The organism is Paenibacillus aestuarii (assembly GCF_027789125.1).
Classification (GTDB): Bacteria; Bacillota; Bacilli; order Paenibacillales; family NBRC-103111; genus Paenibacillus_E; species Paenibacillus_E aestuarii.
Genome location: NZ_JAQFVF010000055.1, coordinates 40362 through 64560, shown reverse-complemented (window position 1 = coordinate 64560; position 24199 = coordinate 40362). Strand labels below are relative to the sequence as shown.

The window sequence follows — 24199 nt, the reverse complement described above, 5'->3', positions numbered from 1 at the left end:
ACATTTTATTGTGCAGTGGTTGGAGCTGCAGCTTGTTTGTTGGCATTTCCTTTATCCTCAACGAACTTTTTGAGGGAATCTGTCATGCTGTCCTTCAGCTTCGTAATCAGTTGATCTTCAGTCATGTCTTTTGCCTCAGCGATCTCCGCCAGTGATTTGCCCGATTTGAGCTCTGAAGCCAAATCTTCTTTGGTCATGCCGAGGATGGTTGCAAGTTCTTCCTGCTTACCCCATTGTCCGAACATCGAAACGCCTTGATGCTTGGCACCGTGGCCAAAGGAACCGCCTTTCATACCTCCGGCTTGCGGTTTCGCTTCGACCATCTTCTTCAAGCGGTCTGCCATACCGGACTTCATTTTGTCAGCCTGCTCTTGCGTCAGCTTGCCTGCAGCGACCGCATCGTCAAGCTTCTTCGTCTCAGCATCAGTCAGCTTCTGAATCAACGCGTCTTCCGTCAAGTTCGCTTTCTCTTGAGCAATTGCTGCCAAGCTTTTGCCTGCCTTGAGCTCATCCTTTAGCACGGTTTGATCAATGCCAAGTACCGCAGCAAAATCGGTGCCCTCTTTACCGAAGAACATGCCCCCTTTGAGGCCGCCTCTAGGACCGCCTTTCATACTGCCAGCTTGCGGTTTCGCTTCGACCATCTTCTTCAAGCGGTCTGCCATACCGGACTTTGCTTTATCAGCTTGCGCTTGCGTCAGCTTACCTGCGGCTACCGCATCGTCGAGCTTCTTCGTTTCAGCATCTGTCAGCTTCTGGATCAACGCGTCTTCTGTCAAATTCGCTTTCTCTTGAGCGATCTCTGCCAAGCTTTTGCCTGACTTAAGCTCATCCTTTAGCGTTGCTTGATCAATACCGAGAATGGCAGCTACATCTGTGCCTTCTTTGCCGAAAGCGATGCCGCCTTGGAAGTCGCCTCTTTTGAAGCCAAATCCTTGTTTATTTGCAAAAGATCCTTTGTGGTCTTGGTCCTTATGTACATTAGAAGTCGGTGTCGATGTTGCTGTGGTTGTGCCACTTTCATCTGCAAAAGCCTGTGTATGCTGAAGAGTCAAGCCGCCTCCGATCAGTAAGCCTGCTGCCAATGTGCATGTGAGTACCTTTTTCTGAATAGCCTTCATTACGCAATTCCACCTTTGTTTTTTATTTGTCCCTCATGTAATGAGTATAAAAAACAATTGTGAATAAACTTTGAAAGCTAGCTTAATGCCACTTAAAAAATCTATTAAAAGTTCATTTAAAAATGATTACTTTGGATTGCGAGTTCTTGTCATCAGTATAAAGCAAGCGATCGCACCCATTTCCATAGCAGCAATAATGATGCCCAGCGGCACAGCGGTCTGGCTTCCACCAATGCCGACTAGCGGAGCTACAAAGCTTCCTACGATAAAAGATAACAGGCCCAGCAAGGCTGCCGCGCTCCCTGCGGATTTGCCCTGATTTTGCAGCGCCAAGGAGGAGGTTGCCGTGGATACGAGCCCTACGCTTGAAACGATGAAAAAGAAAGCGGGCAAAATGAGATAAAGCCCCGCTCCCGCAACTGTCGCCGTCAGCAGCAGGAACCCGCCGAACATCGCTGTCACCAGCCCGCAGGCCAGAATGCTGCGCAGCTTCACTTTGCCGGCCAACCTGCCGGCTGTCTGGCTCGCTATGATGATACCGAGGCCGTTGACGGCAAAGCAGACGCTGAACATTTGTGGAGAGATGCCAAAAATATCCTGCAGCACGAACGGCGAGCCTGAAATGTAGGCAAACATCGCGCCTGAGACAAGACCTTGTGTCAGCGCATAGCCCATGAACATGCGGTCTGTGAGCAGACCGCCAAACGTCCGCAGCGTGTTGCGCAGCCCGCCTTTGAGTCGGCGTTCTGGCGGCAGCGTTTCCCTAAGGCCCAAGGCTACGACGATGAGCATAATGACGCCAATTAAGCTCAGTACGACGAAGACGCCGTGCCAGGAGGTGACCTGCAGTATTTGGCCGCCCACGATCGGCGCGAGGATCGGCGCTGCGCCATTCACCAGCATGAGAAGCGCAAAAAACTTCGTCAGCTCTACGCCTGTGTACAAGTCGCGCACGATCGCCCGTGAAATGACGATTCCGGCTGAGCCGGCCAATCCTTGAATAAAGCGCAGACCGAGGAACATCCAGATCGACGTCGAGAAGTTGCACAGGATCGAGGCGATCGCATAGATGATGAGGCCGACGAGCAGCGGGAGGCGGCGTCCGCGCACATCGCTGATGGAGCCGGCGGCCAGCTGCCCGAACGACAGGCCGAGCATACAGGCTGTGAGGCTCATTTGCGCGAGCGACGTGCTCGCGTGCAAGTCGCCTGCCAACGCGGGCAGCGCCGGCAGGTACATATCCAGCGAGAGCGGGCCGAAGGCGGCCAGCGAGCCCAGCACCATGGCGATCCACAGTCGCCGTGAGCGGCTTAAAGCAGCGCCCGCTTCTAGGGTGGCGCTGTTGTTTTTGTTCATGAATACCACAAGCTTTCTATTGTGTATTTGATCTATTCATTCAGGCTACCACCGGGTTGGGGCTTTGTCTAGACGATTGTCTAGCTGATTATATATGCGTTCGCCGGTCAGCTCTTCAGCCCGTCCGTCATAACGAAAACAGTGACAAAGAACGTCCCTATTTATCCAAGCGATGAGCCAGGGGCGTTCTTTTATTTTTTATTAGGGAGGTGATGGAAGTATGACAACACGCGGAGTCCCTCTTTTTGCGGCACGTCTGGTACCCGTTGCAAGGTCAGTTCGAACATTTACATCCGGAGTACGAGGTGTTGGACTGGCGGGGGCGGATTGCAAACGCTGAGCTCAACCGCGAAACTTCCTTGCAGGCGCTCGGTTTTCGCGTCTTTTCTTTTGCCTGTGACGATGTGGCTCAACATAACGCTGCTTCGAATGTTGTTGAATCGTGATATGCCCGGGCAAGCATGCGCGCAAAAAAAACGCCAACACCCGGGATCCCAGGCGTTGGCGCTGCAAACGTGTTATTTTACCACTTTAACGGTCAGAATCTCGCTGGAAGTAACGCCGGAAGCATTAACGAGCTCGCAGCGGTACTCATAGACGCCTATACCCCTGCCGGAAATCGCAGATACTGCGCTCTGTGCACCTGGTGTCGCTTCTTTCAAGCTCTTGCTGTCAATTAATATGCCATTTTCATATAAGCGGTACTCGGAACCGTTCGTCCCCCACCACATGTTCATCGTGATGTTGAAATTCCCATCGCCATCCCAGTTATCTGAAGCGAGCACCGGCTTAGCAGGAGCTGCCTCCTTGACTTGGACAACCAACGGGCTGCTTGTCGTCGTTCCAAATACGTTGCTCAGCTCCGCCGTATACGTATAGGTACCATTGGCTTTGCCCGTAATGTCAAATCTGGCTGTCTGCGCGCCTGGCGAAGCATCCGTGAGGGATTGCGTGCTGATCAGCACTCCGTTCTCGTAAAGCTTGAACACTGTGCCGTTGTTGCCCCACCACATGTTCATAGTCACAGTATAGCTGCCATCCTTAAGTCCCGTATCGTAGCCATTATTATCGGATAAAACAGGCTTACCCGGTACACCGCTAGAAAGCGGCTTGACGACTGTAACAGTGACTGCATTGGATTGAACGGTGACACCGTTCAATGTCACGTTTGCAGTAATTTGCGCCGCACCTTGTGCTACAGCTGTAAGGATACCTTGCTGATTCACAGTTGCAACAGCGCTGTTATTGGAACTGTACACGACAGAAGCTTGGCTAAGGTCTGCACTTGAACCGTCGCTGTAAGATCCGCTCAATTGAGTAGCGGAAGTCTCGCTAACAAGCAGTGATTGTTTGGCAGCTGTTAGCACCACTTTATTGAACACTTTGCTGGCATTAATTTTAAAAGAATAGCTGTTTTCTGACTGATTGCCTGCCACGTCAGTTACACGATATTGCACTGTATGATTGCCTACGCCTAAATCAGCCGCATGCAGCGTTTGACCACTGGTGATAACCTGGCCGTCCAGCAAAAGCTGCTGCTCAGCTACGCCTGATACCGCATCGGTACTTGCCAGCTCGAAAGCCAGATTCGCAGTATCAGCGACATCTGCAACCGGTCCGCCCGATTGGGTTAACGTAACGACTGGCGAAGTTACATCCAACTTCAATTCAAGTGACTGGGCAGCCTCTGCGTTGCCTGCTGCATCCGTCGAGAAGTATCGAACAACATTCGTTCCTTCTGTTGAAATCGTTACAGGTGCATCGTAAGTACGAACAGTGTCACTATTAATGGCATATTGCGTAACCACCGCTCCTGCCTGGTCATCCGTAGCTGTGAGGGTGACAGTCGGGTCCTGATTAAACCAACCCTGATTATTCGGCGTGCCGGAAATAGATGCAGTCGTTACAGGAGGCGTTGAATCCGCTGGAGTCGCAGCTGCGAAGTCGCTTAAACCTCTTGGTTTTAACTGGAATACGCCCTTGAAGATGGCGGCAACCCCTTTGATGTTTACGGTTTGTCCCAGCGCATATGGAAACGTGCTTTGGGAAATGCCTGTGCGAGTATCGACACGGACATGGTTGCTTACTGCGCCATGAACGGCGTCAAATTCAAAAGATCCCGTAGGAGTAGCGCTGATGATGTTCGTAATCGCCACATTGTCCAGTTCTACCAATTGACCTTGATTATCATTGGTGATCGAGTTGACCACGGTTGGCGTCGGGATAGCAGCTGTGCCCGTTTTGGCGATCTCTATCGGATCCGACAGTTCCAGCTCCGTGTTGTACAACGCCGTTGGCGCTGTCACTTTCACGGTGTCCCCTTGATGGAACCCGCTCAAGCTTTGGAACACATAAATACCGCCAGTTGCATCTTGCAAGTAAAAAGCTTGTCCGCCGAACGCTCCCGGTTCCGTAGTTACGACACCTTCTACAGTAACCAGTGAGCCTGTTGTTTGGCTGCGGGCCTCGGCAATGGAGATTTTGGCCGGAATGGGGTTTTGTTCGTCCGGCAGCGATTCCGCAGGCACGTCCCCTAATGTGACACTTTGCGTTATCAGGTTTGTGCCATTTTGTCGGAGGCGCATATTCGCTGCTGCGGTCGTGCCTTGTTTAATGCGAACCATGAGGTCCTTATAAGCGTGTCCTTTGATATCCGATGTCAGGCTAAAATTAGTACTGTACCCATAAGTGGTAGGCCATGTGCCGTCAGCATTTTGTACTTGGGCAATCTGCGCGCCGCCGCTAACCAGGTAAACACCAAGCTGATAGTTCGAAACGGTTGTGTTAGCCGGAAGATTATCGATGACAACACGAACCGGAAAATCCTGCGCATTCGGCAGTACCGCCTGATGCACGAAGCTGAAAGCTGCGCTTGCAGTAGCTGCAGGACCGCCATAGGAGCCTGGTTTGAACGTGCTGCGGTCGTACCATTTGTAGCCGGCATCCGGCGCCGCCCATGGTTCAGGCTGCGGCTCGGTAGAAGCCGCCGGATCTTCAAAAGGCAGCAGCGCCGTAGGCTCATCCAACTGCAAGCCGCTAACTTGGGAAAGGCTGGTGTAGCTTTCTTTTTTGGCAAGCCAGTTTACCATATTAACAAGCAGTGTACCATCGTTCTGTTCTTTGAATCCGTCGTACGTTGTTTTCTTAGCTCCCGTATCTTCGCGCAGGTATTTTGGCGTCGCATCCTCAACTGCGGAGGAGTCCCCGATAAAAGCAGCTTTACCAGCTCCTGCTTTCGATACCGCAACGTAAGGGCCTTCAGCCACACCGCCGCCGTTATACACACCTTGATCCACGGCATTTGCCCAAGCCTCGTTCGTTTGCGGCAAATAAACAATGCCCTTCGCTTTATTCGGATCAATGATCGCAAGCGTTGAACCGGCATGCATCGCCACAGTGGAAACCCCGCTCGTAATGCCAAAAGCCTGCTCCGGCGCAACAACCTGATTCGTGTTAATGTCGCCTAGCGCATTGTAACGGAAGCGCACGCCGAAGTTGTTAGCCAGCCAGTCGGAGCTAGCAACGTCTTGCATAGCGACGGATGAGCTCTCTTCAGCGCTCATGCCTTTGGCCGGGTTCGTCCATGCACCGCGCCGGTAGCCGTTGAAAACCTCCGAGCCATCCCAACGGTTCTTATTGCGGTCCGCGTTATAGTGGTCGCCGACGAAGAAAATGCTGCCGCCGTTTTGCACATACTGTGCCATGGCTGCCTGCTCGCTTGTTTTGTACGGCACATTCGACTCCGCCACGACAAAAACATCATATCCGCTCAAATCGCTTAAAGTGATTGGCGTAGATTTACGGAGCTCCTTGACGTAGTAACCATTCGCCGCAAGCGCGTTGGCAAAATCAGAAAATCCACCGTCAATAACCCAGTCTGCCGCCCCCGCCGTTTGTTCGTGCGTGTTGTCGAACAACACCTTTTTGCCGGCGTTCTCATTGACGACTTTGGCCTCGATGAACGGTGCCGGGTCGGTTGGCCCTTCAGCCACGGCCGCCTGCCAGCCGCTAGTGGCGATCATTTGCAGCGGCAAAGCCACCGCTAGAGCGAGTGCGGACTTGAACATTCTCCCCTTCCACTCTGCCAACAATTTCATAATATTCCTCCTTTGTATATGAGTCTGCTAATTGACTCTACCATTCTACCAAATATATACAATCGTTTGTACGATTTATTTGTAAAGACTTGGAGTTTTGTGGGGAGTGCGTTGGGGGGAAGCCTCGTTTCGCTTCAATACGGCGAAGCGCTCCACGCAAAACAAACAAGCCCCAGGCCCACCAATGTGGTCCTGAGGCTTTTACACGCGGCATGATGCGCTTGCTTCCTACTGCTTTGTGTCCGCCGGGAAGACAAGCCCCATCTGCGCACGAGCATCCGTCATAATCTCGGATACGGCCAACGATACGGCAAAAGAATTCGTGCGCGACTCCAACTCGCCTTCGCGAATCAGACGCATGAATTCCGCAGCTTCGTACATCATCGTATGCGTCGTCTGCTCCCGTGTCACATCTTCGACTTCGCCGTTCCGGTAGCGAATCTCCACTTTGCCGGGTTCATTGATTTTGTCAATGATCATCGTCCCCGATTCACCTTGGATCTCGGCAGGCGCGTAAGAGCTCGTAATTTTCGAATGCATAATGACGGCATCCATATCTGCGTAGCCGAGCAGCAGACTTCCTTCGCCATCCACGCCGGATTCCAGCAAGATACCGCCCGCTTGTACACGTTCCGGCTTGCCAAATAAAGCAACCAACGGATAAATACAATAAATGCCCAAATCCATCAAAGAACCGTTCGAATAGATCGGATTAAACGCGTTCAGCACCGTGCCTTGCTTATAGGCATCATACCGCGATGAATACTGACAGTAGCCGGCAAAATACCGCCGAACACAGCCAATTTTATGTAAATTGTCCCTGATGGCGGCGAAATTCGGCAGCAAAGTTGTTTTGAGCGCTTCCATGAAAACAACCTTATTTTGTTTGGCGGCCTCGACCATCGCGGACAGTTCCTCGGCATTCGATGCCGCAGGCTTTTCACATAGCACATGCTTGCCGTGATTCATGCACAGAACGGCCTGCTCCGCATGCAGCGAATTCGGACTGGCAATGTAGACAGCGTCAAACTCTCCACTACCCGCAAAAGCCGATAAATCCGTATAGAAGTGAGGGATGTCGAACTTGCCGGCAAACTCCCGGGCCTTCTCCTCTGTACGGGAATATACGGCCGTCAGGGCAAATTCACCCGTCTCACGGGCAGCATGAATAAAAGCCTCTGTAATCCAATTGGTTCCGATAATACCAAAACGAATCATGACATGGTCTCTCCTTTAAGCGGTCTGTATAGCTGCTGCTTTTTATCTACTATACCATTTTTGCAGCGTTGACGCCTAAAGGATACCGACCGCCGGCTGGCAATTCCAAATTACGAACGAATAGACAATCGGCCATCATGATCGGCATGCGAATGTGCCCGACCGCTCATCTCGTCGACCCGGACGCAGCGAAAGCCTCTTGCCGCCAGCTCCGGCAAGACACTGCTCAAAGCGCGCAGCATATGCAGCGGCGCATCCTTGTCGGCACCCACGGTCTCACCGCAGTCATGAAGCAGTACGACCGATCCATCGGTGATCCTGTCCTGCAGGATCGACTTCAAACGGTTCCGTCCGACACGACTGCGCCAGTCATGCGCCAGTACCGACCATAGTACGAAGGTAAACTCCTTTTTCAACAGTACAAGGTCAAAAAGGTTGAAAATCCCCCACGGCGGGCGGTAAAACGTCGGCTGCTCACCCGTTATCGCTTCGATCTGCGCCGCCGAGCTTCGAACTTGTCTGAGCACACTCCAGGGCATCATCAGCCAGTTAGACTTGTGCTCATAGTTGTGCAAGCCGATCTGATGTCCTTCGCGGTGAATGCGCTGAATCAGTTCGGGGTACTGTGCAGCCTTAGCCCCAAGCACGAAAAAGGTCGCTTTGACCCCGTGCCGTCTCAATAGATCAAGCAATTGCGGCGTATACTCCGGGTTAGGCCCGTCATCAAAGGTGAGCGCAATCTCCCGCAATTCTCCGCCTTTGCGAAATACGCCGATCCCCAAAATACGCGTCACCACCCATGGAAGCAACGTATAGATGGCACCGATTGTCAGGAATGTAAAAGCCAAAGGTTTCATTCGCGCTGCCCTCCTCCATCAAGTCCTGTGCTAAACGCGCGCATAAGCCAGGTGCAGCTCCCCGCGCGCCCTGCTAACGGCTTCCTTCGTCTCCAAAATCGCCATTAGGGTGTGCAGCGCCCCTTCCTTCTGTCTGTTGGATTTGGCGTTCTTTTTCAGCTCGTGCAGCAGGTTCTGATCTGCGATTAGCTGCAGCAGCTGGCTTTTCAACTCTGCCGCATTCTTCGCCTCCATCGCTGCGCCCAGACCGACCAAATAAGCCGCATTGTCCTGCTCTTGACCGGGAATCGGTTTGTACAGCATCATCGGCAGTTCCAGCGCAAGCGCCTCCGACACGGTAAGCCCGCCAGGCTTGGTGACGATTAGGTCAGATAAAGCCATCAGCTCGTGAACATGGTCAACAAAGCCTGTGATCACAATCCGATGACGCGTCTTGCTGCCGCCGAACTCTTCCTCCAGCTTCTGTTTCAACTTCTCGTTGCGTCCGCATACGAAAATAAATTGCACCGGGGAGGCGAGCTCCTCCGATTGCACGACGGATTTGAACTGCTTGCCGATCAGGCCATGCCCGCCGCCCATGACGAGCACTGTCGGCAGCTGGCGGTCCAGCCCGTGCTTATCGCGCAGCTTCAGACGGTCATAGCTCTGGGCAAAAGGCAGCCGAAGCGGAATGCCCGTCACCACGATCCGATGCTCGGGGATACGGTAGCGAAGCAGCGATTTTTTGACATGCTCAGCTCCGACCAAATACCTGTCCGTGAAAGGGTGTATCCAATAGCTGTGATCTGTGTAATCGGTCAGTACGGTCACTGTGGGCACCGTCGTTAATCCGCTTTTTTTCAAATAGGACATCGCCGCGGCAGCGCCCGGAAACGTACTTACGACCTCTGTCGGTTGGTACATATGCAAAAGCTCCAGCATCCGGTCCGTGCTAAACGACTTCATGCGCTTGAACATATATGAGAATTTATTCTCATCCCGTGTTTTACGGTACAAATATCCATATACGGATGGTAGGCTTTTCACCCATTGCATATAGCAATACTTGCCTACGGTGTGCAAATAAGGATGCGTCCATTCCAAGAAATCGACGACTTTCACCTCGATATCCGGGCGGTAATATTTGGCGGCCTCAACAATCGCTTGCGCCGCTTTATTATGACCATCACCAAGCGCACCGGTTAGGATAAGTACCCGCTCTTTGCGTATCATCTCTCCAGTCCTCCTTCCAAATGTTCGCCTCTCATACCCGCAGCCAGCTCGCTGTTCCAGCGTCGGTAACGAATCCGGTTCAGGATCGCTACCACGCCTTCCGCCACGATCACGGCGCCGACGATATCGAGCAGCACATGTTGTTTCACAAACTGCGTCGAGACAATGATTAATACAGCCATCAAAGTAACAATCGCTTTATAGATACGCGGAACGTTCCCCGCAGACAAATACGCCTTCATCATCAAATAGGAAGTCAGCACATGCGTGCTTGGAAAACAATTAAATGGTTGATCCGATTGGTACACCCACGCTACGGTGCGCAGCAGCCAGTCATCCCCTTCGATTAAGGGCCGCGGCACATAAGTCTGGTAAACAGCGTATACGCTGTAGCAAATCAACAAACCAACGATGAATTGCAGCAGCGTCCAATAGTAGCTCTGCCGGTCCTTATAGGCCAGATACAAAAACCCCGCCAGCAGAAACGCATACCACGATAAATAAGGCACGACGAAAATTTTGAGAAACGGGAGCTGTCGGTCCAGATCTGTCACCAGACTGTAGTAGACGCCCTCTCCATGATTCAAGTGTATATAGATCAAGCCAATTAACGGGATCATGAGCAATGCGCAGCAGGCCCATGCATACGATCTTAACGACTGCACCTTCATTCGATTTCCTCGCTCTCCTTATCGGTATATTCATCATAAAAGAGAATCAGATCATCCTAAACGAACTTTGGTACTGTCTTTATTTAGCCAAAAGTTGGAGAGCCACCTAGACCTAAGACGGGGAATTTGTCCGATATCGAGGCAAGAGAAAAGGCCTGCACCCGTGGGTACAAGCCAATTCACAACGAAATTGCCTAAGAAATCAGTTTCGTCTTCTTTGCTTTCTCAGCAACGCGCCGTGTGTATTCGCTGAGCGGCTTTTTCAGGACTAAGGCGACGATGTAGCTGATTGCGATGAAGAGAATGAGCATAGCCGCGTCCTTGAGGACCACTGGCCAGAGCATGCCGCCTACCGCCTCGCGCATGAGACTAACCGCATAAGTAAACGGCACAAACGGGTTAAGCAACTGAAAAAATGAAGAGGACGTACTGACGGGAAATGTTCCGCCAGAGCTGGAGAACTGGAGCACGAGAAAAATAATCGCGACCCCTTTGCCAATATTGCCAAATACAGAAACGAGCGTATACGTAATGGCAACGAACACGACGCTGATCAGCATGGCGAAAATAATGAACCAAATTTTATCCACAACATACGTCTTGAGCAAATAGATATCCCCTAAAGTCACGACCAGAGCCTGGAAAAACCCCACCGTCAAAAAAATCAACATCCGCCCAAAGTAGATTTGGTAGCTCCTCAGCTTACCATCGGGGTTATCCACATCAACACGCATCAACGAAACGAGCAGCATCGCACCTACCCACAGTGACAAAGTTGTGTAAAAAGGGGACATGGCCGACCCATAGTTCGGTATTGGGAATAATTTATTCTCTTGGAGCAGGACGGGATTCGCGAGAAAATCGCTCTGCTTCTGGATGTCGCTCTGCAGCAGCCGCAATATTTCTTCGATGCTGTTCCCACCCTCAACTTTGCGGATCTGATCCGCAGCCTTGCGCACCGCTGCCTCGAATTCCGGCAGATCGCTGCGGACGAGGTTCGCCGCCATATGCACGGCATCCTCCAACTCCGGAAACTTCGTCTGGTACAGCTCCGATACTTTGCGGATTTCGTCTTCCGCCGCGGGCAGGTCCGTGCGCACGAAATTCGCCGCGTCATGCAGCTTCAGTTCCACCTTGGGCAGGTCGCTCTGAATAAAGGCAGCGGCCTCATTGAGCCCGCTCGAAAAATCGCCCATCTTCTGCTGCAGCGTTGTGGCAGCTTCATGGACGCGAGCACGGATCTGCGGCAAATCTTTCTGCAGCGCATCCAATTGATCCTGCGCGAAATGAATGCCCGACTGGGCGTCCTGCAAAATCGCCTTGATGTTGGGCAGCTGCGATTTCAGCGTCTGAAGCACGCCTGCGGATTGCGAAGCGGTCGTTTTCAGTTGATTCAACGCCTTTGTCAGGTTGGGGACAATTTCCGTATCATAGCGGGAAATGATGCCGCCCAAAGCATTGCTGGCCTCCTTGGATAACGTATCCAAGTTATCCACAAGGGTCTTTGCCGGTCGCGCGCCATTTTTCAATGCTGTTGAAATGCTGTTCATAACTTGAATTTGTTTGTTAAAGTTCGCTTTCACATCGTTCAGCTTGCTGATTTGATCGGATAGCGCGCTATTGGGTAAGTAGGTATTCAGTCTGGTTAACAGGTCTGCCATTCTATCCATAACGGCGACGCCTGTCGTTAAGCGATCCGTTAGGAAGGTGACGAGCGGCAGCGCCTTTTGCGGGTCCAAATTGGCATCCTGCAGCACCTGAGTAAGCTGCGTAACCGCATCGGCTGTCTGCTGCAGGAGGATGAGATTTTGCTTGATGACAGGTATCATCGTTTGGAAGGCGGCATCGTTATTCTGTAAAAAGCTGCTCAGCTGATCGGCGAAAGCGCCGCCGTTGTCAGCTATGGATTCTAACTTCGGCAGCGCGTCCAAAGCTGCGCTTACAATCTCGTCCGCTTTGCGGGAGGTATCGATAGCCGTATTCAGCGCGGTTTCGACTTTGTCGAAATTCTGGTCCAGCTCGGTTACGCGGTTCACCGCCTGCTGGATTTCGGGCAGCTTCTTTTGAATCGCTGTCACTTCCTGTGCGACGGCTGCAATTTTTGGCCAGCGCTCCTCAATTTTCAGCAGTGTATCCGCAGCTTGATCGATTTCGGGAATTTTCTTCTCCAGATCGACGATCTTCTGCCCCTTTTCCTTGATATCCGGCAGTTTCTGTTCAAGATCCAGCGCTTTATTCCCCATATCCGTAATCTCAGGAAGATGCTTTTCCAGCTCAAAAATTTTCGTCTCTACGTTGCGAATCGTCGGGAGCTCTTTTTCAAAGTCGATGCCGATCTCCTTTAACCTTGTCAAAATGGAGGAGCTGACGGTTTTGATGAAATTAGCGCTAATCTCCTCGGTCACGTTGGATGCGCCTTTGCTGGTGATTTTAGGGGCAACGGCGTTGATTTTTTCATTCACCGTGTAGATAATTTGCGGTTTTTCCATTGTGCCATCCACAATGCTGGTAATTTTCTTAGAGAAATCCTCCGGAATAATCAAGCTGGCGTAGTACTTCCCCTGCTCGACACCGCGGAGCGCTGTATCTTTATCCACAAACGTCCATCCGAGTTGATGGTTATTTTTTAAATTGTTAACAACTTCATCCCCGATATTAATCGGCTTGTTGTCTACTGTCGCACCTTGGTCGTTGCTGGTTACGGCGATTTTGATGCCCGACGTGTTGGCATAAGGGTCCCACATCGCCTCCAAGTTGATCCACGCGTAGACGGAAGGCAGAATCGCAAGTGCAATCATAAGAAGCAGGCCTGTGGGCACTTTCCACAAGTTCAATAGATCCGTTTTATATATACCGAAAATATGTTTCATTCCCGTCACCCATCCCCGCTCATCTGGTAGTTAATGTAACCTTGTATATAGCCTAACATACAACATTTGTCAGATCCCGTATATGAGAAAAAGGTACTCAGATGTAGATAACTCGGCATGTGGATATGTGTATAAAGTGGCCGAGGTCTTATTCACATGCGGTTTTGTGGGTATGTTGATATTGTGGATAGATCTGTGGACAAGTGGGGTGGGCAGTGATTTTGGGCATGTACGAGGAGCTTTGAAGGGGAAAAAGAGGGAGAAAGGATTCGCCGTGGCGGATGGCTCGCCGAGAGGGATGGGATGACGTGAATGTGGGTTGGGCGATGAATGGATGGTAGATGGAGGGTCGAGATGGTGATTGGAGGATGCGGCGAGTGAGTGACGGTGGGTGTGGACTGGACCGATGAATGATGGTAGATGAAGCAGCGAGATGAAGGAAATTGGAGGATGTGGAGACTGAGTGATGGTGGATGAAGAGTTGCCGAGATGAGGATGGTAAGAAGCTGTGGCAAAAAAGGGAGAAAGCATGGATGGTGGTCGAAATGAAGATGACTTATTCGAGCGAGTTACAAAAGATGGATATGTGCACGGAAAGTGTTATGAACGTGTGGACAAGTTACGGTGAAATTGACGTTGATGTGGTGAAGGAAACATGCACTAAAGCGGCTGAGGATGCGGGATGATGGGAGGTAAACGACGGTGACAAATGGCGGATGCAAAATGATGGAGGGTGAACGATGGTGACAAATGGCGGATGCAAAATGACAGAGATGAACGATGGGCCAGATAACGGATGCAGAATGATGGAGGGTGAACGATGGTGACGGATGGCGGATGCAAAATGATAGAGGATGAACGATGGTGACGGATGGCGGATGCAAAATGATAGAGGATGAACGATGGTGACAGATGGCGGATGCAAAATGATGAAGGGTAAACGATGGAGATGGATGGCGGATGGTGATTAAAAATAGCTAGAGTAGTAGAGCTTAGTGGTTAAAGGTTGATGATGAATGCGAAGAGGTGAGACCCCCTCCCCATCGCCGCTGCGCGGCTTTTTTTGCTATACTGATGAGAAAAAAGTCGAACTGCAAGGAGAAAACAATGAAACGCACACTTGTCATCAGCGATATCCACGGCGAATTGGACAAATTGGAGCGCTTGCTCCTGGATATCGACTATCAGCCTGAGCAAGACCAGCTCATTCTCTTAGGCGATTATGTCGACCGCGGGCCCGATCCTAAGCGTGTAGTGGAAAAGGTCATGCAGCTCCGCGAGCTCGGCGCCCTCGTCCTTAAAGGCAATCATGAAGATATGATGATTAAATCTTTAACGACGAACGATGAGCGAACCTGGAAGCGGTGGGTGCAAATTAACGGCGGCGACGCGACTTTGCGCAGCTACGGGTTTACAGAGGCAGACTGGGCGATTGACGAGGAGGCGCCCACTTTTCAAAAGCCTTGTTTGCACTCGGCTACGCTGGAACAGCATTTAGCTTTTCTCACGAGCCTGGATCATTACATCGAAACGGAACAATTCATCTTCGTTCATGCCGGGGTTCATCCCGCGACACCAATTGCCGAAACGGAGCCCTACACCCTCATGTGGATTCGCAGCGAGTTCCATAACGGCTACAATGGCGACAAAATCGTTGTTTTCGGACATACTACAACAGATACGCTGCATCAGGATCCGGCCAACTTCGAAGTCTACTTCGGGGACAACCGGATTATCGGGATTGACGGCGGCGCCGTGTATGGCGGCCAATTAAACTGCTTAGAGCTGCCAAGCCTGCAAGTATTCTCCGTCAAATAGGCGCTTGACACGAAACCAAATGGTTGCGTATAATTCAGTTACGAAACCTTTTGGTTTCATTTCCGTTCGCAAAAATTAACTTTTATATGGAGGCAATGATCATGTCCAATCAAACACTTCAGGCTATCCGCCAAACCGTCGTACTGAATGCTCCGATCCAAAAGGTATGGAACACCGTAGCCACTTCAGAGGGCATCGCAGCTTGGTTCATGCCTAACAATTTCAAGCCTGAGCTTGGCTATGAATTTCATTTGGAAGCCGGTCCTTTCGGCCAATCGCCTTGCAAAGTAACCGAACTCGCGCCGCCGAACCGTCTGGCCTTCGCTTGGGGCAAAGACTGGTCGCTGACATTTGAACTGGTCGAGCAGGATGGCAAAACCGAGTTCACGCTCATCCACGACGGCTGGGATATCGACAAAGTTACCGAATTCGGGCAATCTCACGCCGAAGTCCGCGAAAGAATGGCCGGCGGTTGGGTTGGCATCGTGAAGAAGCTGCAGACCATCATCGAGGCTTAAGATGGCTGCTTCCTCGCAAAAGCATGACGTCTTTCAGGCCATCGCCGACCCGACTCGCCGTCAGGTGCTGCGACTGCTTGGCGAGGAAGAGATGGCAGTGACGACGATCAGCGGGCACTTCACGATGAGCCGCACCGCCGTCTCCAAGCACCTGCGCATTCTCGCCGATGCCGGGCTCGTCAAAGAAAGGAAAGTCGGCCGGGAGACCCGATATCGGCTCGATGCCGAGCCGTTAATGGAACTCAAACGCTGGCTCGCCTACTATGAGCGGTATTGGGAAAACAAGCTAAGCATACTCAAACGTTTGGTCGAATCCGAGGAGGGGGACCCCTTCTTTACGAAGCTGGAGCTGGCTGATTCGGATCCTCCAACATAACCAAAAGGCTGTCCACCCGGACAGCCTTTCATTGCGTTATATGGACTTGGCCGAATCATTCAACGCTTCCGAAGATGCCGCCACTTTTTGCGTCGCTTGGCCGATCTCTTCAATGACATACACCAGTTCTTTAATTTCCTGCTCTACTTGCCCTACTTCTGCAATATTCATGTTCATAGAATCCATAATTTCAGTGAAGGCTTCTCGTGTTACTTGAGACTCGGCAAGACCGTTCTTCACCAATTGTTGAACAGAGAGAATGGCGCTGGCGACTTCAGAAGAATATTTGCTCGTCTGGTCGACCAGTTTCTGAATTTGTTCCACGGATTGTTTCGTTTGATCCGACAGCTTCCTGACCTCGCTCGAAACGACAGCGAAGCCTCTGCCATGCTCGCCGGCACGCGCGGCTTCAATCGCGGAGTTCAAAGCCAGCAGATTCGTTTGTCCGGCAATTTCATTAACGATGTTAATCACTTCGCGAATGTGCGTTGCGGATTCGTTCAACCTGCTCACAACATCGGACATTTCGGATGTGCTCGTATCCATCGATTCGATGCTGCTCTCCAGTTTGGCAATGCGAAGTTCGCCTTCCGCGGCAATTCGCTGAGTGTCTCTTGTTTTTTCCGCGCTTCGCTGTACTTTGGTGTTCACTTCGTTGCTAGTAGCGATAAGCTCTTTGACCGAAGAGCTTGTCTCTAAAGTCAACTCAGCCAGATTCGTGCTGGTGCCGATGATCTGTTTCACGAGATTTTCTTTCTTCTGATATTCAATTTCACGCTGATACAGCGTCTCCTTCTCGTATGCATCCAACACAAGCTGTTGTTCAAAATTGAACAACTTCGTGACCACTGTGCTGATTCTCATACTCTCTTCCCGATCCTCCACACGCCTTAATACAACGCCTAGCGATGCATTCAGCAGGTTTTGGAACGCACTTAGGTACCATTTGGGATCGAGGCCGATCCGGAAGTGAATCATCGCTACTTGTGTTCGTTTCTCCAGGAACTGGGCATCAAACTGGCCGCTGAAGATCTCGATCAAATGAAGCTCAAGCGTCTTTTTCAACCGCTCGATCGTACTATGCTCCTGGATAAGCTGTTTTAACTTCTCTACTTCCAGCACGGATTTATAAAAGCTATCGACGATTTCCTCACTGTGCTCGCGAATGATCGGTTGAAAATATTTGGCGATACGAATTTCTTCATCTGTAAGCTCAATCATTTTAAGCTGCATCATAATTTCAGGGTCTTTCAAACTCATCGTTATGTTTACATGTTGTGATTTTTTCAATAAATCATGATGAGTTGGTAATTTTTTTCCGGTGAACCCGAATAATCCTAACATTTTTGAAAATGGACACTTACTCACTAGTACGTTCCCCCTGTCTGTGCGTAAAAAAGTCCCCCCCGAATAATAGAATGGATGCCCCATTGGTTTACCCTTTTCTAGGGCTATATTTCCACGACTAGTAGTTAATACCTAATTATAAGTTGATTTAGGAAATATGTGTATAGCAAACACTACCTATATTTCGACAACTTTCCTAAAATAAAAAAGTCCACTCTTTCCGCTTTCACGTAAAAGAATGAACCGTATTATTCGGGTATAGGCAGCCACTCCGCGGACCATTTGCCGATCTCTGTGAAGATGGGCGCTAACGCCCGGCCTTTGTCAGTCAGCGAGTACTCAATACGCACAGGGCTTTCCGGGTATACGACTCTGCGCACAATTCCTTCCTGCTCCAGCTCTTTCAGCCGCTCTGACAGCACTTTGCCGCTGAGATTAGGCAGTGCGTGATCAATCTGGACGAATCGCTGCGGACCCGACAGCAATTGAAAAACGATCAGCGAGGTCCAGCGTTTGCTCAGGATTTCTACCGCCTTCTCAAAGCGGGGGCACATTTGCGATTGCTGATGCGGTTGTTCCATCTTTTCATCACCTCAATATGTCTCTTTATTATACTGAACCATTCGACAAGAAACAAGGTTACCAAAAGTATGGTGCTTACTTGACGAAACCACACTCACCCTGTACACTTAGTTACATAAAGTAACTAGTTTATAAAAAGTAAACGAACGAAGGGAATGGTGATCACCTATGATTTCACCTATTTTTGTTGGACACGGCTCGCCGTTAATGGCTATTCAAGATACGCCCTGCACGGAATTCCTTCTCGATTATGGCAGCAAGCTGGCTCCGAAAGCTATCGTTATTTTTACCGCACACTGGGAAACGGAAGTGCTCACGATATCCTCGACAGACGATATCTATGAAACAATCTACGATTTCGGCGGCTTCCCAAAAGAGCTGTACCAGATCAAATATCCAGCTAAAGGCTCGACACAGCTCGCACATACATTAGCGGAGCGTTTTAAGGCCAAAGGAATTCGCGTTAATCTGGACGCGACACGGGGGCTTGATCACGGTTCTTGGGTTCCGCTCTCCCGGATGTTCCCGCAGCCTGAATGCCCCGTCATTCAGATTTCCGTACATCCATATCTTCCGCCAGCCGAGCAATATCGCATCGGTGAGGCACTCCGCGGACTGGATCAGGAAGATATCCTTATCATCGGCAGCGGTGCAACGGTTCATAACCTGCGGGCGATCAATTGGAACGCTGTCAGTCCGGATGCATGGGCCGTCGCCTTCGACGATTGGCTGATCGCAGGCATCGAGCAATCGAACTTGGAGGCGTTGTTCCACTACGACACCTTAGCCCCTAATGCGCGGATGGCCGTACCGCGCCCTGAGCATTTTGTGCCGCTCTATCTGGCGATGGGCAGCGGCGACCCGCAGCGGCAAGCCAAGGTCATTCATCGCAGCTACGAAGTCGGCTCACTGAGCTATTTGGCGCTGTCTTTCTAAGCGGCCATGTATAATGAAGAGCTTCCCCGCTTCAACCGAGAGGTCGATGGCGGGGAAGCTTTTTTTAGTGCGCTCGATTCGTTTTGTTGAAATTAGTACGTGCTGCTGCTCATAAACTAGGATAGATGCATTCCATCGGAGGTGAGCGGCATGCCTCTCATTCATTGTGAGGGCGTCAGCAAATATTACCGAATGGGCGATGAGCCGGTTCATGCGTTGGACAACGTTTCGTTTGATGTCGAACAGGGGGAATTTGTGGCCATAATGGGGCCTTCCGGCTCCGGCAAGTCCACCTTAATGAACATTATCGGCTGCCTCGATGTCGCTGATCAGGGGCAATACGATCTCGATGGCACTGCGGTTGCCCGGCTTAAGGATAATCAGCTAGCCGAAATTCGCAACCGCAAAATCGGATTTGTGTTCCAAAGCTTCAATCTGCTGCCGAGGCTATCCGCTTATGAGAACGTTGAGCTGCCCCTGACGTACCGCGGCGTCCCTAGAAAAGAGCGCGCCATCCTCGTCACCAAAGCGCTTGAATCCGTTGAGCTGCTGGACCGCAAGGCACACCGGCCGGCTGAGCTTTCGGGCGGGCAGCAGCAGCGCATCGCAATCGCCCGCGCCTTGGCCGGGGATCCGCCGATCCTGCTGGCGGACGAACCGACGGGCGCGCTGGATACTCGTACAGGCCAGGAGATCATGGAGCTTCTCAAAAGGCTGCATGCCCTGGGACGGACCATCATCGTCATTACGCACGATCCGGCCATCGCCAGCCAAGCGCAAAGAATCATTCGCATACGCGATGGGAGGATTGTCGTGTAAATCAGCTTTTAAAGGGCATCTGAGCTTAATTTGCCTGCAGCAGCGACTGCATCTCCACACAGGCCATGACGAAAGCTCCCACGCCATGCAGATCGTTCTGGCTCGTCGGGCGCGTCACGTAGTTCTCATAGTCCCCCGCCGATGTGCCGATACAAATCAGCGGCACAATCACAAGCTCCTGCTCGTCGAACTCCAGCGTGCGGATCAAGCCCTGATAGCCTTTGACTGCAGCGTCCAGGCATTCAGCGCCGACAACGCCATGCTTGATCGCCTTGGCGATGGTATAGACGAACAGGCTCGTGCACGATGTTTCGAGCCAGTTATCCGACAGGTGTCCTTTGTCCACCACCTGGTACCACAAGCCGCTCTCCGCATCCTGATAGCGGACTAAGGCTTGCACGAACTCGCGCAGCGAGGCGACTAGCGCTTCGCGCCCCGGCTCATCCGCAGGCAGCTCGTCAAGGAACTGCGCCACAGCTAGGCCGTACCAGCCGAGTGAGCGGCCCCAGAACTCCGGCGAACAACCCGTCTCCGGGTTCGCCCATGGCATGCGCCGGCTCTCGTCCCAGGCATGATAGAGAAGCCCCGTCTGCTCGTCCTTCATATGCTTACGCATGAGCTTCTCCTGATGCAGCACGGTCGCTCGCAGGCCGGACTCCCCATACGCATTGGCGTACTTCAAGGAGAAGACGCCGCCCATGTAAAGCCCGTCGAGCCACATTTGGTACGGATATTTGTCTTTATGCCAAAAGCCGCCTTCGCTTGTCAGGTTCAACGTTGTCAATAGACTCCGCAGCTTATCTGCAGCGATCCGGTACTTGCGCGCTCCCGTGCGCTGCTCCAAGCGGAACAGCAAAAGCCCGGCTTGAATCGCATCCAACTCGTCACGGGCAAAATAAAGATTCCCATATTCATCGATCAGGTTGTCGACGTATTGTTGGATATAGGCGTCATAGCGCTCGTCCTGATCGGCTTTCCACAGCATCTCCATGCCGCACAGGAATACGCCTTGATGATAATGCCAGCGCCCAGCCGGCGGCAGCTCCATAGGCGTGTACGTGCTCATTACAGAATCGCAGGCAGCTCTGGCCCACTGGATTGGCGATTGTTCTAAGCGGTTGTTCATCTTGATATTCCCCTCTCTAATGTTCCTGCCCGTCCCTCGATCAATGGGCGAATGACAGCTTGTGCTAGCATGACGGCAACCAGCATCCATGGCAGCCACACGTTATCGATCTCCCCGGCTGTCAGCATAAACAGCAGCACGCCGGCCGCACGGCCGATATTAATGACGGATTCGCGAATGACGATCGATTCGATTCGAAAGTTTTCGCCTAATGGCATACTGCCGATCATCTGATAATAATGCGCCGTATACGTGTTCGCTTGTAGCGGTTTCAACAGGGAGGTGACGCACATAAAAATGATGACCCCCGTCAAGGAGACGCCCCACAGCAAAATGACTGTCGCCGCCAAGCTGCCCCAGGCTGACCAGGATAAATACGTGCCAGTGGCAGCTGAATTGCCGCGAACGGACAAGATATAACTCGATAAAATCGACAAGCTGAGAAAAAAAGCATTCAAATAGCCGACCCATGACTCATGGGGCAGCACATGGTAAATAAGAATCGACGGCACGTACACCATGATGCCCTGCGGCAATCCAATGATGAACCATCCCACTAGGGATCTGGTGAAGTCAGGACGCCTTTTCAAGATAAGACTCGTATATTTAAGGTAATATGCCGTATGATGCGTCGGTCTTTTGCGAATCTGTAAACTAAGAACCGAGCCAAGAACGAACATGAGGAACGATAGGCCAAAAATGAGCATGTAGCCGCGCAGCCCGGAAAAACTGGCAATGATCAGCCCGGCCAAGGCCGGTCCCGATAAGTTGGCCACATGGGTCACCATCGCGTTGATGCCCAAATACCGGTGCCGGTTATCGTTATCGGTCACATCCGAGATCATAGTGAAGTTGCCCAGCCAATAGAAGGCTGTAGATATGCCTTTAAGCAGTGCAAACCCGACATAATAGTCAATCATTCGTTCCTGGGCGATCAGGATTAGCAAATAAAATAATGCCGTTAAATAAATGCCGGAACGGTACGCGTACAACCGGTCTTTCACTTTGGCAACTTTACCCATATAAATCGTCGCAATTGGCGCTGATGCCAGCATAATCAGCTGAAAAGCGCCATTGATCCACAGATCATTGGTCAGCCGCCACAAATACAGGCTAATAAACACGCCTGCCAGCGAATTGCCGAATTGATAGATGCCGTGATTCCACAGCGTGCTTGCGGCTTCGCGCGACAATCGTTTTTCAAGCGGCAGTGGGTCTCTTGCGAACCGTTCCATCATGCTAATCGGCTGCCTTGTACACGTGCTTGATGGCGGCAGCGGCCAAATCCGGTGCTTGCAGCCCTGCCAAGCTGTAGCACACCGAGCGGATTAACAGCGCCTGCGTCCCCGCGTTCATGTCGCCTTCGATCTCGCCGCGGCCGATTCTAACCGCCTGCGGCATGTTCGGATAGTACTCGCCGCGCTTGATCTGCGCGACATTCGGCGCTTTCGGCGAATGCGCCAGCTCCCGCGAAAAGCCGCCGTCCGCGCGCAGCAGCCGCTTCATATTGCGCGTGGTCACCGCAATGATCTCATGCAGCTCTGCAAGAGGAATAAACAGCTGCATATAAGAGAGCAGATGAATCGGATTGCGGATGTAGCACATATCCTCCGCCTCCTCATGGCGCAGCGTGTACAGGATGCTCTTGTAAATCTCCGCTTCGCGCGGCAGGGGGACTTCGAAGTGGTCGTAGAAGATGTGCAGCTTGAACGTTCCTGAGATGCGCACATAATACGACCCTTCCCCCCATAGCCCCGTCAGCGGATCCTGCCGATCGGCAAAGAAATCAAATGCGGTCTGCGCGAACGCGGCCCGCTTCTCCGCCGGCTCCACTTGCCGCACGTACACGCTGGAGGTGGACAGGCGGTCGCAGCCGCGCCAACTGTTGCAGAGCTCGACCAGGTCCAGCCACCGCCTGTAATCTTCCGGCGAACTCATGTACGCCGGAGCCTGCTGCGCTGCATACGGCAGCGCATATAGCGGCTGCCCGCCGAGCTTACGCAGTGCATTCGTACTGTAGCCGATGGCGCGGGCGACCATCACTTCATCCTCGCGCATCAAGGGGTTGTCGTCATAGAAATAGCCTGATGCCGGGTCCTGCTTCTGCTGGAAGAAAGCGATCATGCGCTGTTTCATCGCTTCCGGCATGGCGGCCAGCAGGCCGCAGCGCTCCAGTATATTCAGCGCCTGCGCTGTTGACTCAATGTCCGGCCGCGCAGGCATGGACCGCGAGCTGGGCGCATAATAGAAGCCTCCGCTCTCCGCGTCATATTGCCCGCCCAGCCAGGCGAAGAAGCCCTCGAACATGCCGTCCATCTCCGCTAGAATCCGCTGCATATCAGCCATGTCTTGATTATTGTCAGTGTGAATGCCCATCTGCCGGTTCCTCTCCTATCCTTTGATCGAGCCGAGCATGGCACCTTTAGCAAAGTGCTTCTGCAGGAACGGATACACCAGCAGAATCGGCAGTGTCGCCACGACGATAACGGCCATCTTGATCGATTGCGCCGGCGGCGGCGTCACACTGTCCAGATCCGAGCTGTAATCCATGCCGCTGGAAAGCACGACAATTTGCCGCAGCAGGACCTGGATCGGCCATTTGGCGCTATCGTTCAGGTAGAAAATGGCGCTCATATACGTGTTCCAGTAGGTCACCGCATAGAACAGGGAGATTGTTGCGATAGCCGGCATGGATAACGGCAGCACAATGCGGAACAAAATGCCGAAATCGCTGCAGCCGTCGATTCTTGCGGACTCCTCCAAACCGTCTGGGATATTCTGAAAGAAGTTTTTCAGAATGATCAGGTTAAACGCACTGATCGCGGAAGGCAGAATCAACGATGCATAGCTGTCGATCAATCCAAGCTCTTTGACGACGAGGAACGTTGGAATCAAGCCGCCGTGGAATAGCATCGTGAACACGACCAAGAACATGATAACGCTGCGCCCGTCGACATCCCGGCGGGACAGTCCGTAAGCCATCAAAGCCGTGATGAACATACTGAATGCGGTGCCGACTACCGTAATGCCGATCGAGACCGCCATCGCTTTGAAGATCGTATTCGTAGAGAAAATAAACTGGTACGCCGCAAGGCTCCATTCCGTCGGAATCAGCACGAACTTTTTGGCCGCCATCTCCGCACTGGAAGTAAATGAGCCGGCAACGACGTGTACGAAAGGTATGACGGTAATGAGGCCGATGATCGTTAATAACAAATAGTTGACAATGGCAAAAATTCTGCCTTTTACCGTTCTATCATCTATCATGGTTGAGT

The 24199-nt window shown here is 51.8% G+C and carries 21 protein-coding genes; 7 read left to right on the top strand and 14 right to left on the bottom strand.

Annotated elements, in window-relative coordinates:
• Positions 1-5: 5 nt before the first annotated feature.
• Entirely contained in the window at positions 6-1121 is a 1116-nt protein-coding gene (locus O9139_RS22110) for a hypothetical protein (RefSeq protein WP_270881593.1), read from the bottom strand.
• A 126-nt stretch (positions 1122-1247) separates the two neighbouring features.
• Positions 1248-2477: a multidrug effflux MFS transporter gene (locus O9139_RS22105; protein ID WP_270881592.1), complete on the bottom strand. Its 1230-nt coding sequence runs from the start codon at positions 2475-2477 to the stop codon at positions 1248-1250.
• A 245-nt stretch (positions 2478-2722) separates the two neighbouring features.
• Here O9139_RS22105 and O9139_RS22100 point away from each other — a divergent pair, with 245 nt between their 5' ends.
• A complete protein-coding gene (locus O9139_RS22100) occupies positions 2723-2923 on the top strand; it encodes a hypothetical protein (protein ID WP_333742808.1) in 201 nt (66 codons plus the stop codon).
• 72 nt (positions 2924-2995) lie between these two features.
• On the opposite strand, the gene O9139_RS22095 is transcribed toward O9139_RS22100, so the two are convergent.
• The 6 genes from O9139_RS22095 to O9139_RS22070 all read right to left on the bottom strand — a co-directional run bounded on the left by O9139_RS22095 (position 2996) and on the right by O9139_RS22070 (position 13402).
• On the bottom strand, positions 2996-6574 hold the full coding sequence (locus tag O9139_RS22095) for an OmpL47-type beta-barrel domain-containing protein (RefSeq protein WP_270881591.1): 3579 nt from the start codon (positions 6572-6574) through the stop codon (positions 2996-2998).
• Positions 6575-6802: 228 nt separating this feature from the next.
• A complete protein-coding gene (locus tag O9139_RS22090) occupies positions 6803-7792 on the bottom strand; it encodes a Gfo/Idh/MocA family protein (protein ID WP_270881590.1) in 990 nt (329 codons plus the stop codon).
• 110 nt (positions 7793-7902) lie between these two features.
• Positions 7903-8649, bottom strand: coding sequence for a polysaccharide deacetylase family protein (locus tag O9139_RS22085; RefSeq protein ID WP_270881589.1), 747 nt, complete (start codon positions 8647-8649; stop codon positions 7903-7905).
• Between the two features lie 30 nt (positions 8650-8679).
• Positions 8680-9861 (bottom strand): MGDG synthase family glycosyltransferase, encoded by a 1182-nt coding sequence (locus O9139_RS22080; protein ID WP_270881588.1) that lies wholly within the window; start codon positions 9859-9861, stop codon positions 8680-8682.
• Positions 9858-10532, bottom strand: a complete 675-nt coding sequence (locus O9139_RS22075; protein ID WP_270881587.1) for a phosphatase PAP2 family protein — start codon at positions 10530-10532, stop codon at positions 9858-9860. The genes O9139_RS22080 and O9139_RS22075 overlap by 4 nt, the downstream gene beginning before the upstream one ends.
• A gap of 194 nt (positions 10533-10726) precedes the next feature.
• Positions 10727-13402 (bottom strand): YhgE/Pip domain-containing protein, encoded by a 2676-nt coding sequence (locus O9139_RS22070; RefSeq protein WP_270881586.1) that lies wholly within the window; start codon positions 13400-13402, stop codon positions 10727-10729.
• A gap of 533 nt (positions 13403-13935) precedes the next feature.
• Here O9139_RS22070 and O9139_RS22065 point away from each other — a divergent pair.
• The 4 genes from O9139_RS22065 to O9139_RS22050 all read left to right on the top strand — a co-directional run bounded on the left by O9139_RS22065 (position 13936) and on the right by O9139_RS22050 (position 16114).
• Positions 13936-14088 (top strand): hypothetical protein, encoded by a 153-nt coding sequence (locus O9139_RS22065; protein ID WP_270881585.1) that lies wholly within the window; start codon positions 13936-13938, stop codon positions 14086-14088.
• Positions 14089-14509: 421 nt separating this feature from the next.
• The gene (locus tag O9139_RS22060; protein ID WP_270881584.1) at positions 14510-15220 is read left to right on the top strand and encodes a metallophosphoesterase family protein; all 711 of its coding nucleotides are present in this window, start codon (positions 14510-14512) and stop codon (positions 15218-15220) included.
• 101 nt (positions 15221-15321) lie between these two features.
• On the top strand, positions 15322-15738 hold the full coding sequence (locus O9139_RS22055; protein ID WP_270881583.1) for an SRPBCC family protein: 417 nt from the start codon (positions 15322-15324) through the stop codon (positions 15736-15738).
• Between the two features lies 1 nt (position 15739).
• On the top strand, positions 15740-16114 hold the full coding sequence (locus O9139_RS22050; RefSeq protein ID WP_270881582.1) for an ArsR/SmtB family transcription factor: 375 nt from the start codon (positions 15740-15742) through the stop codon (positions 16112-16114).
• Positions 16115-16150: 36 nt separating this feature from the next.
• Here the strand turns inward: O9139_RS22050 and O9139_RS22045 are convergent, their stop codons facing one another.
• Both O9139_RS22045 and O9139_RS22040 read right to left on the bottom strand, forming a co-directional pair.
• Positions 16151-17374 (bottom strand): globin-coupled sensor protein, encoded by a 1224-nt coding sequence (locus O9139_RS22045; RefSeq protein WP_270881581.1) that lies wholly within the window; start codon positions 17372-17374, stop codon positions 16151-16153.
• Positions 17375-17709: 335 nt separating this feature from the next.
• On the bottom strand, positions 17710-18042 hold the full coding sequence (locus tag O9139_RS22040) for a winged helix-turn-helix transcriptional regulator (RefSeq protein WP_270881580.1): 333 nt from the start codon (positions 18040-18042) through the stop codon (positions 17710-17712).
• Between the two features lie 169 nt (positions 18043-18211).
• Between O9139_RS22040 and O9139_RS22035 the strand changes: the two genes are divergently transcribed.
• Entirely contained in the window at positions 18212-18979 is a 768-nt protein-coding gene (locus O9139_RS22035) for a DODA-type extradiol aromatic ring-opening family dioxygenase (protein ID WP_270881579.1), read from the top strand.
• A 150-nt stretch (positions 18980-19129) separates the two neighbouring features.
• Complete coding sequence (locus O9139_RS22030) at positions 19130-19798, top strand: ABC transporter ATP-binding protein (RefSeq protein WP_270881578.1); 669 nt, start codon at positions 19130-19132, stop codon at positions 19796-19798.
• Positions 19799-19823: 25 nt separating this feature from the next.
• Here O9139_RS22030 and O9139_RS22025 read toward each other — a convergent pair whose 3' ends face one another.
• Genes O9139_RS22025 through O9139_RS22010 form a run of 4 tightly spaced genes read right to left on the bottom strand, consistent with a single transcriptional unit; the run spans position 19824 to position 24191 of the window.
• Positions 19824-20924 carry a glycoside hydrolase family 88/105 protein gene (locus tag O9139_RS22025; RefSeq protein ID WP_270881577.1) on the bottom strand — a complete coding sequence of 367 codons (1101 nt, stop codon included), beginning with the start codon at positions 20922-20924 and terminating at the stop codon, positions 19824-19826.
• Positions 20921-22162: an MFS transporter gene (locus O9139_RS22020; RefSeq protein WP_270881576.1), complete on the bottom strand. Its 1242-nt coding sequence runs from the start codon at positions 22160-22162 to the stop codon at positions 20921-20923. Before O9139_RS22020 ends, O9139_RS22025 begins: the two co-directional genes overlap by 4 nt.
• A gap of 1 nt (position 22163) precedes the next feature.
• Complete coding sequence (locus tag O9139_RS22015; protein ID WP_270881575.1) at positions 22164-23300, bottom strand: hypothetical protein; 1137 nt, start codon at positions 23298-23300, stop codon at positions 22164-22166.
• 15 nt (positions 23301-23315) lie between these two features.
• The gene (locus O9139_RS22010; RefSeq protein WP_270881574.1) at positions 23316-24191 is read right to left on the bottom strand and encodes a carbohydrate ABC transporter permease; all 876 of its coding nucleotides are present in this window, start codon (positions 24189-24191) and stop codon (positions 23316-23318) included.
• Positions 24192-24199 lie beyond the last annotated feature (8 nt).

Excerpts from the sequence above, each read along its gene's own strand:
- O9139_RS22110 (WP_270881593.1), bottom strand. The coding sequence starts at position 1,121 with ATGAAGGCTATTCAGAAAAAGGTACTCACATGCACATTGGCAGCAGGC.
- O9139_RS22105 (WP_270881592.1), bottom strand. The coding sequence starts at position 2,477 with ATGAACAAAAACAACAGCGCCACCCTAGAAGCGGGCGCTGCTTTAAGC.
- O9139_RS22095 (WP_270881591.1), bottom strand. The coding sequence starts at position 6,574 with ATGAAATTGTTGGCAGAGTGGAAGGGGAGAATGTTCAAGTCCGCACTC.
- O9139_RS22090 (WP_270881590.1), bottom strand. The coding sequence starts at position 7,792 with ATGATTCGTTTTGGTATTATCGGAACCAATTGGATTACAGAGGCTTTT.
- O9139_RS22085 (WP_270881589.1), bottom strand. The coding sequence starts at position 8,649 with ATGAAACCTTTGGCTTTTACATTCCTGACAATCGGTGCCATCTATACG.
- O9139_RS22080 (WP_270881588.1), bottom strand. The coding sequence starts at position 9,861 with ATGATACGCAAAGAGCGGGTACTTATCCTAACCGGTGCGCTTGGTGAT.
- O9139_RS22075 (WP_270881587.1), bottom strand. The coding sequence starts at position 10,532 with ATGAAGGTGCAGTCGTTAAGATCGTATGCATGGGCCTGCTGCGCATTG.
- O9139_RS22070 (WP_270881586.1), bottom strand. The coding sequence starts at position 13,402 with ATGAAACATATTTTCGGTATATATAAAACGGATCTATTGAACTTGTGG.
- O9139_RS22065 (WP_270881585.1), top strand. The coding sequence starts at position 13,936 with ATGGTGGTCGAAATGAAGATGACTTATTCGAGCGAGTTACAAAAGATG.
- O9139_RS22060 (WP_270881584.1), top strand. The coding sequence starts at position 14,510 with ATGAAACGCACACTTGTCATCAGCGATATCCACGGCGAATTGGACAAA.
- O9139_RS22055 (WP_270881583.1), top strand. The coding sequence starts at position 15,322 with ATGTCCAATCAAACACTTCAGGCTATCCGCCAAACCGTCGTACTGAAT.
- O9139_RS22050 (WP_270881582.1), top strand. The coding sequence starts at position 15,740 with ATGGCTGCTTCCTCGCAAAAGCATGACGTCTTTCAGGCCATCGCCGAC.
- O9139_RS22045 (WP_270881581.1), bottom strand. The coding sequence starts at position 17,374 with ATGAGTTTGAAAGACCCTGAAATTATGATGCAGCTTAAAATGATTGAG.
- O9139_RS22040 (WP_270881580.1), bottom strand. The coding sequence starts at position 18,042 with ATGGAACAACCGCATCAGCAATCGCAAATGTGCCCCCGCTTTGAGAAG.
- O9139_RS22035 (WP_270881579.1), top strand. The coding sequence starts at position 18,212 with ATGATTTCACCTATTTTTGTTGGACACGGCTCGCCGTTAATGGCTATT.
- O9139_RS22030 (WP_270881578.1), top strand. The coding sequence starts at position 19,130 with ATGCCTCTCATTCATTGTGAGGGCGTCAGCAAATATTACCGAATGGGC.
- O9139_RS22025 (WP_270881577.1), bottom strand. The coding sequence starts at position 20,924 with ATGAACAACCGCTTAGAACAATCGCCAATCCAGTGGGCCAGAGCTGCC.
- O9139_RS22020 (WP_270881576.1), bottom strand. The coding sequence starts at position 22,162 with ATGATGGAACGGTTCGCAAGAGACCCACTGCCGCTTGAAAAACGATTG.
- O9139_RS22015 (WP_270881575.1), bottom strand. The coding sequence starts at position 23,300 with ATGGGCATTCACACTGACAATAATCAAGACATGGCTGATATGCAGCGG.
- O9139_RS22010 (WP_270881574.1), bottom strand. The coding sequence starts at position 24,191 with ATGATAGATGATAGAACGGTAAAAGGCAGAATTTTTGCCATTGTCAAC.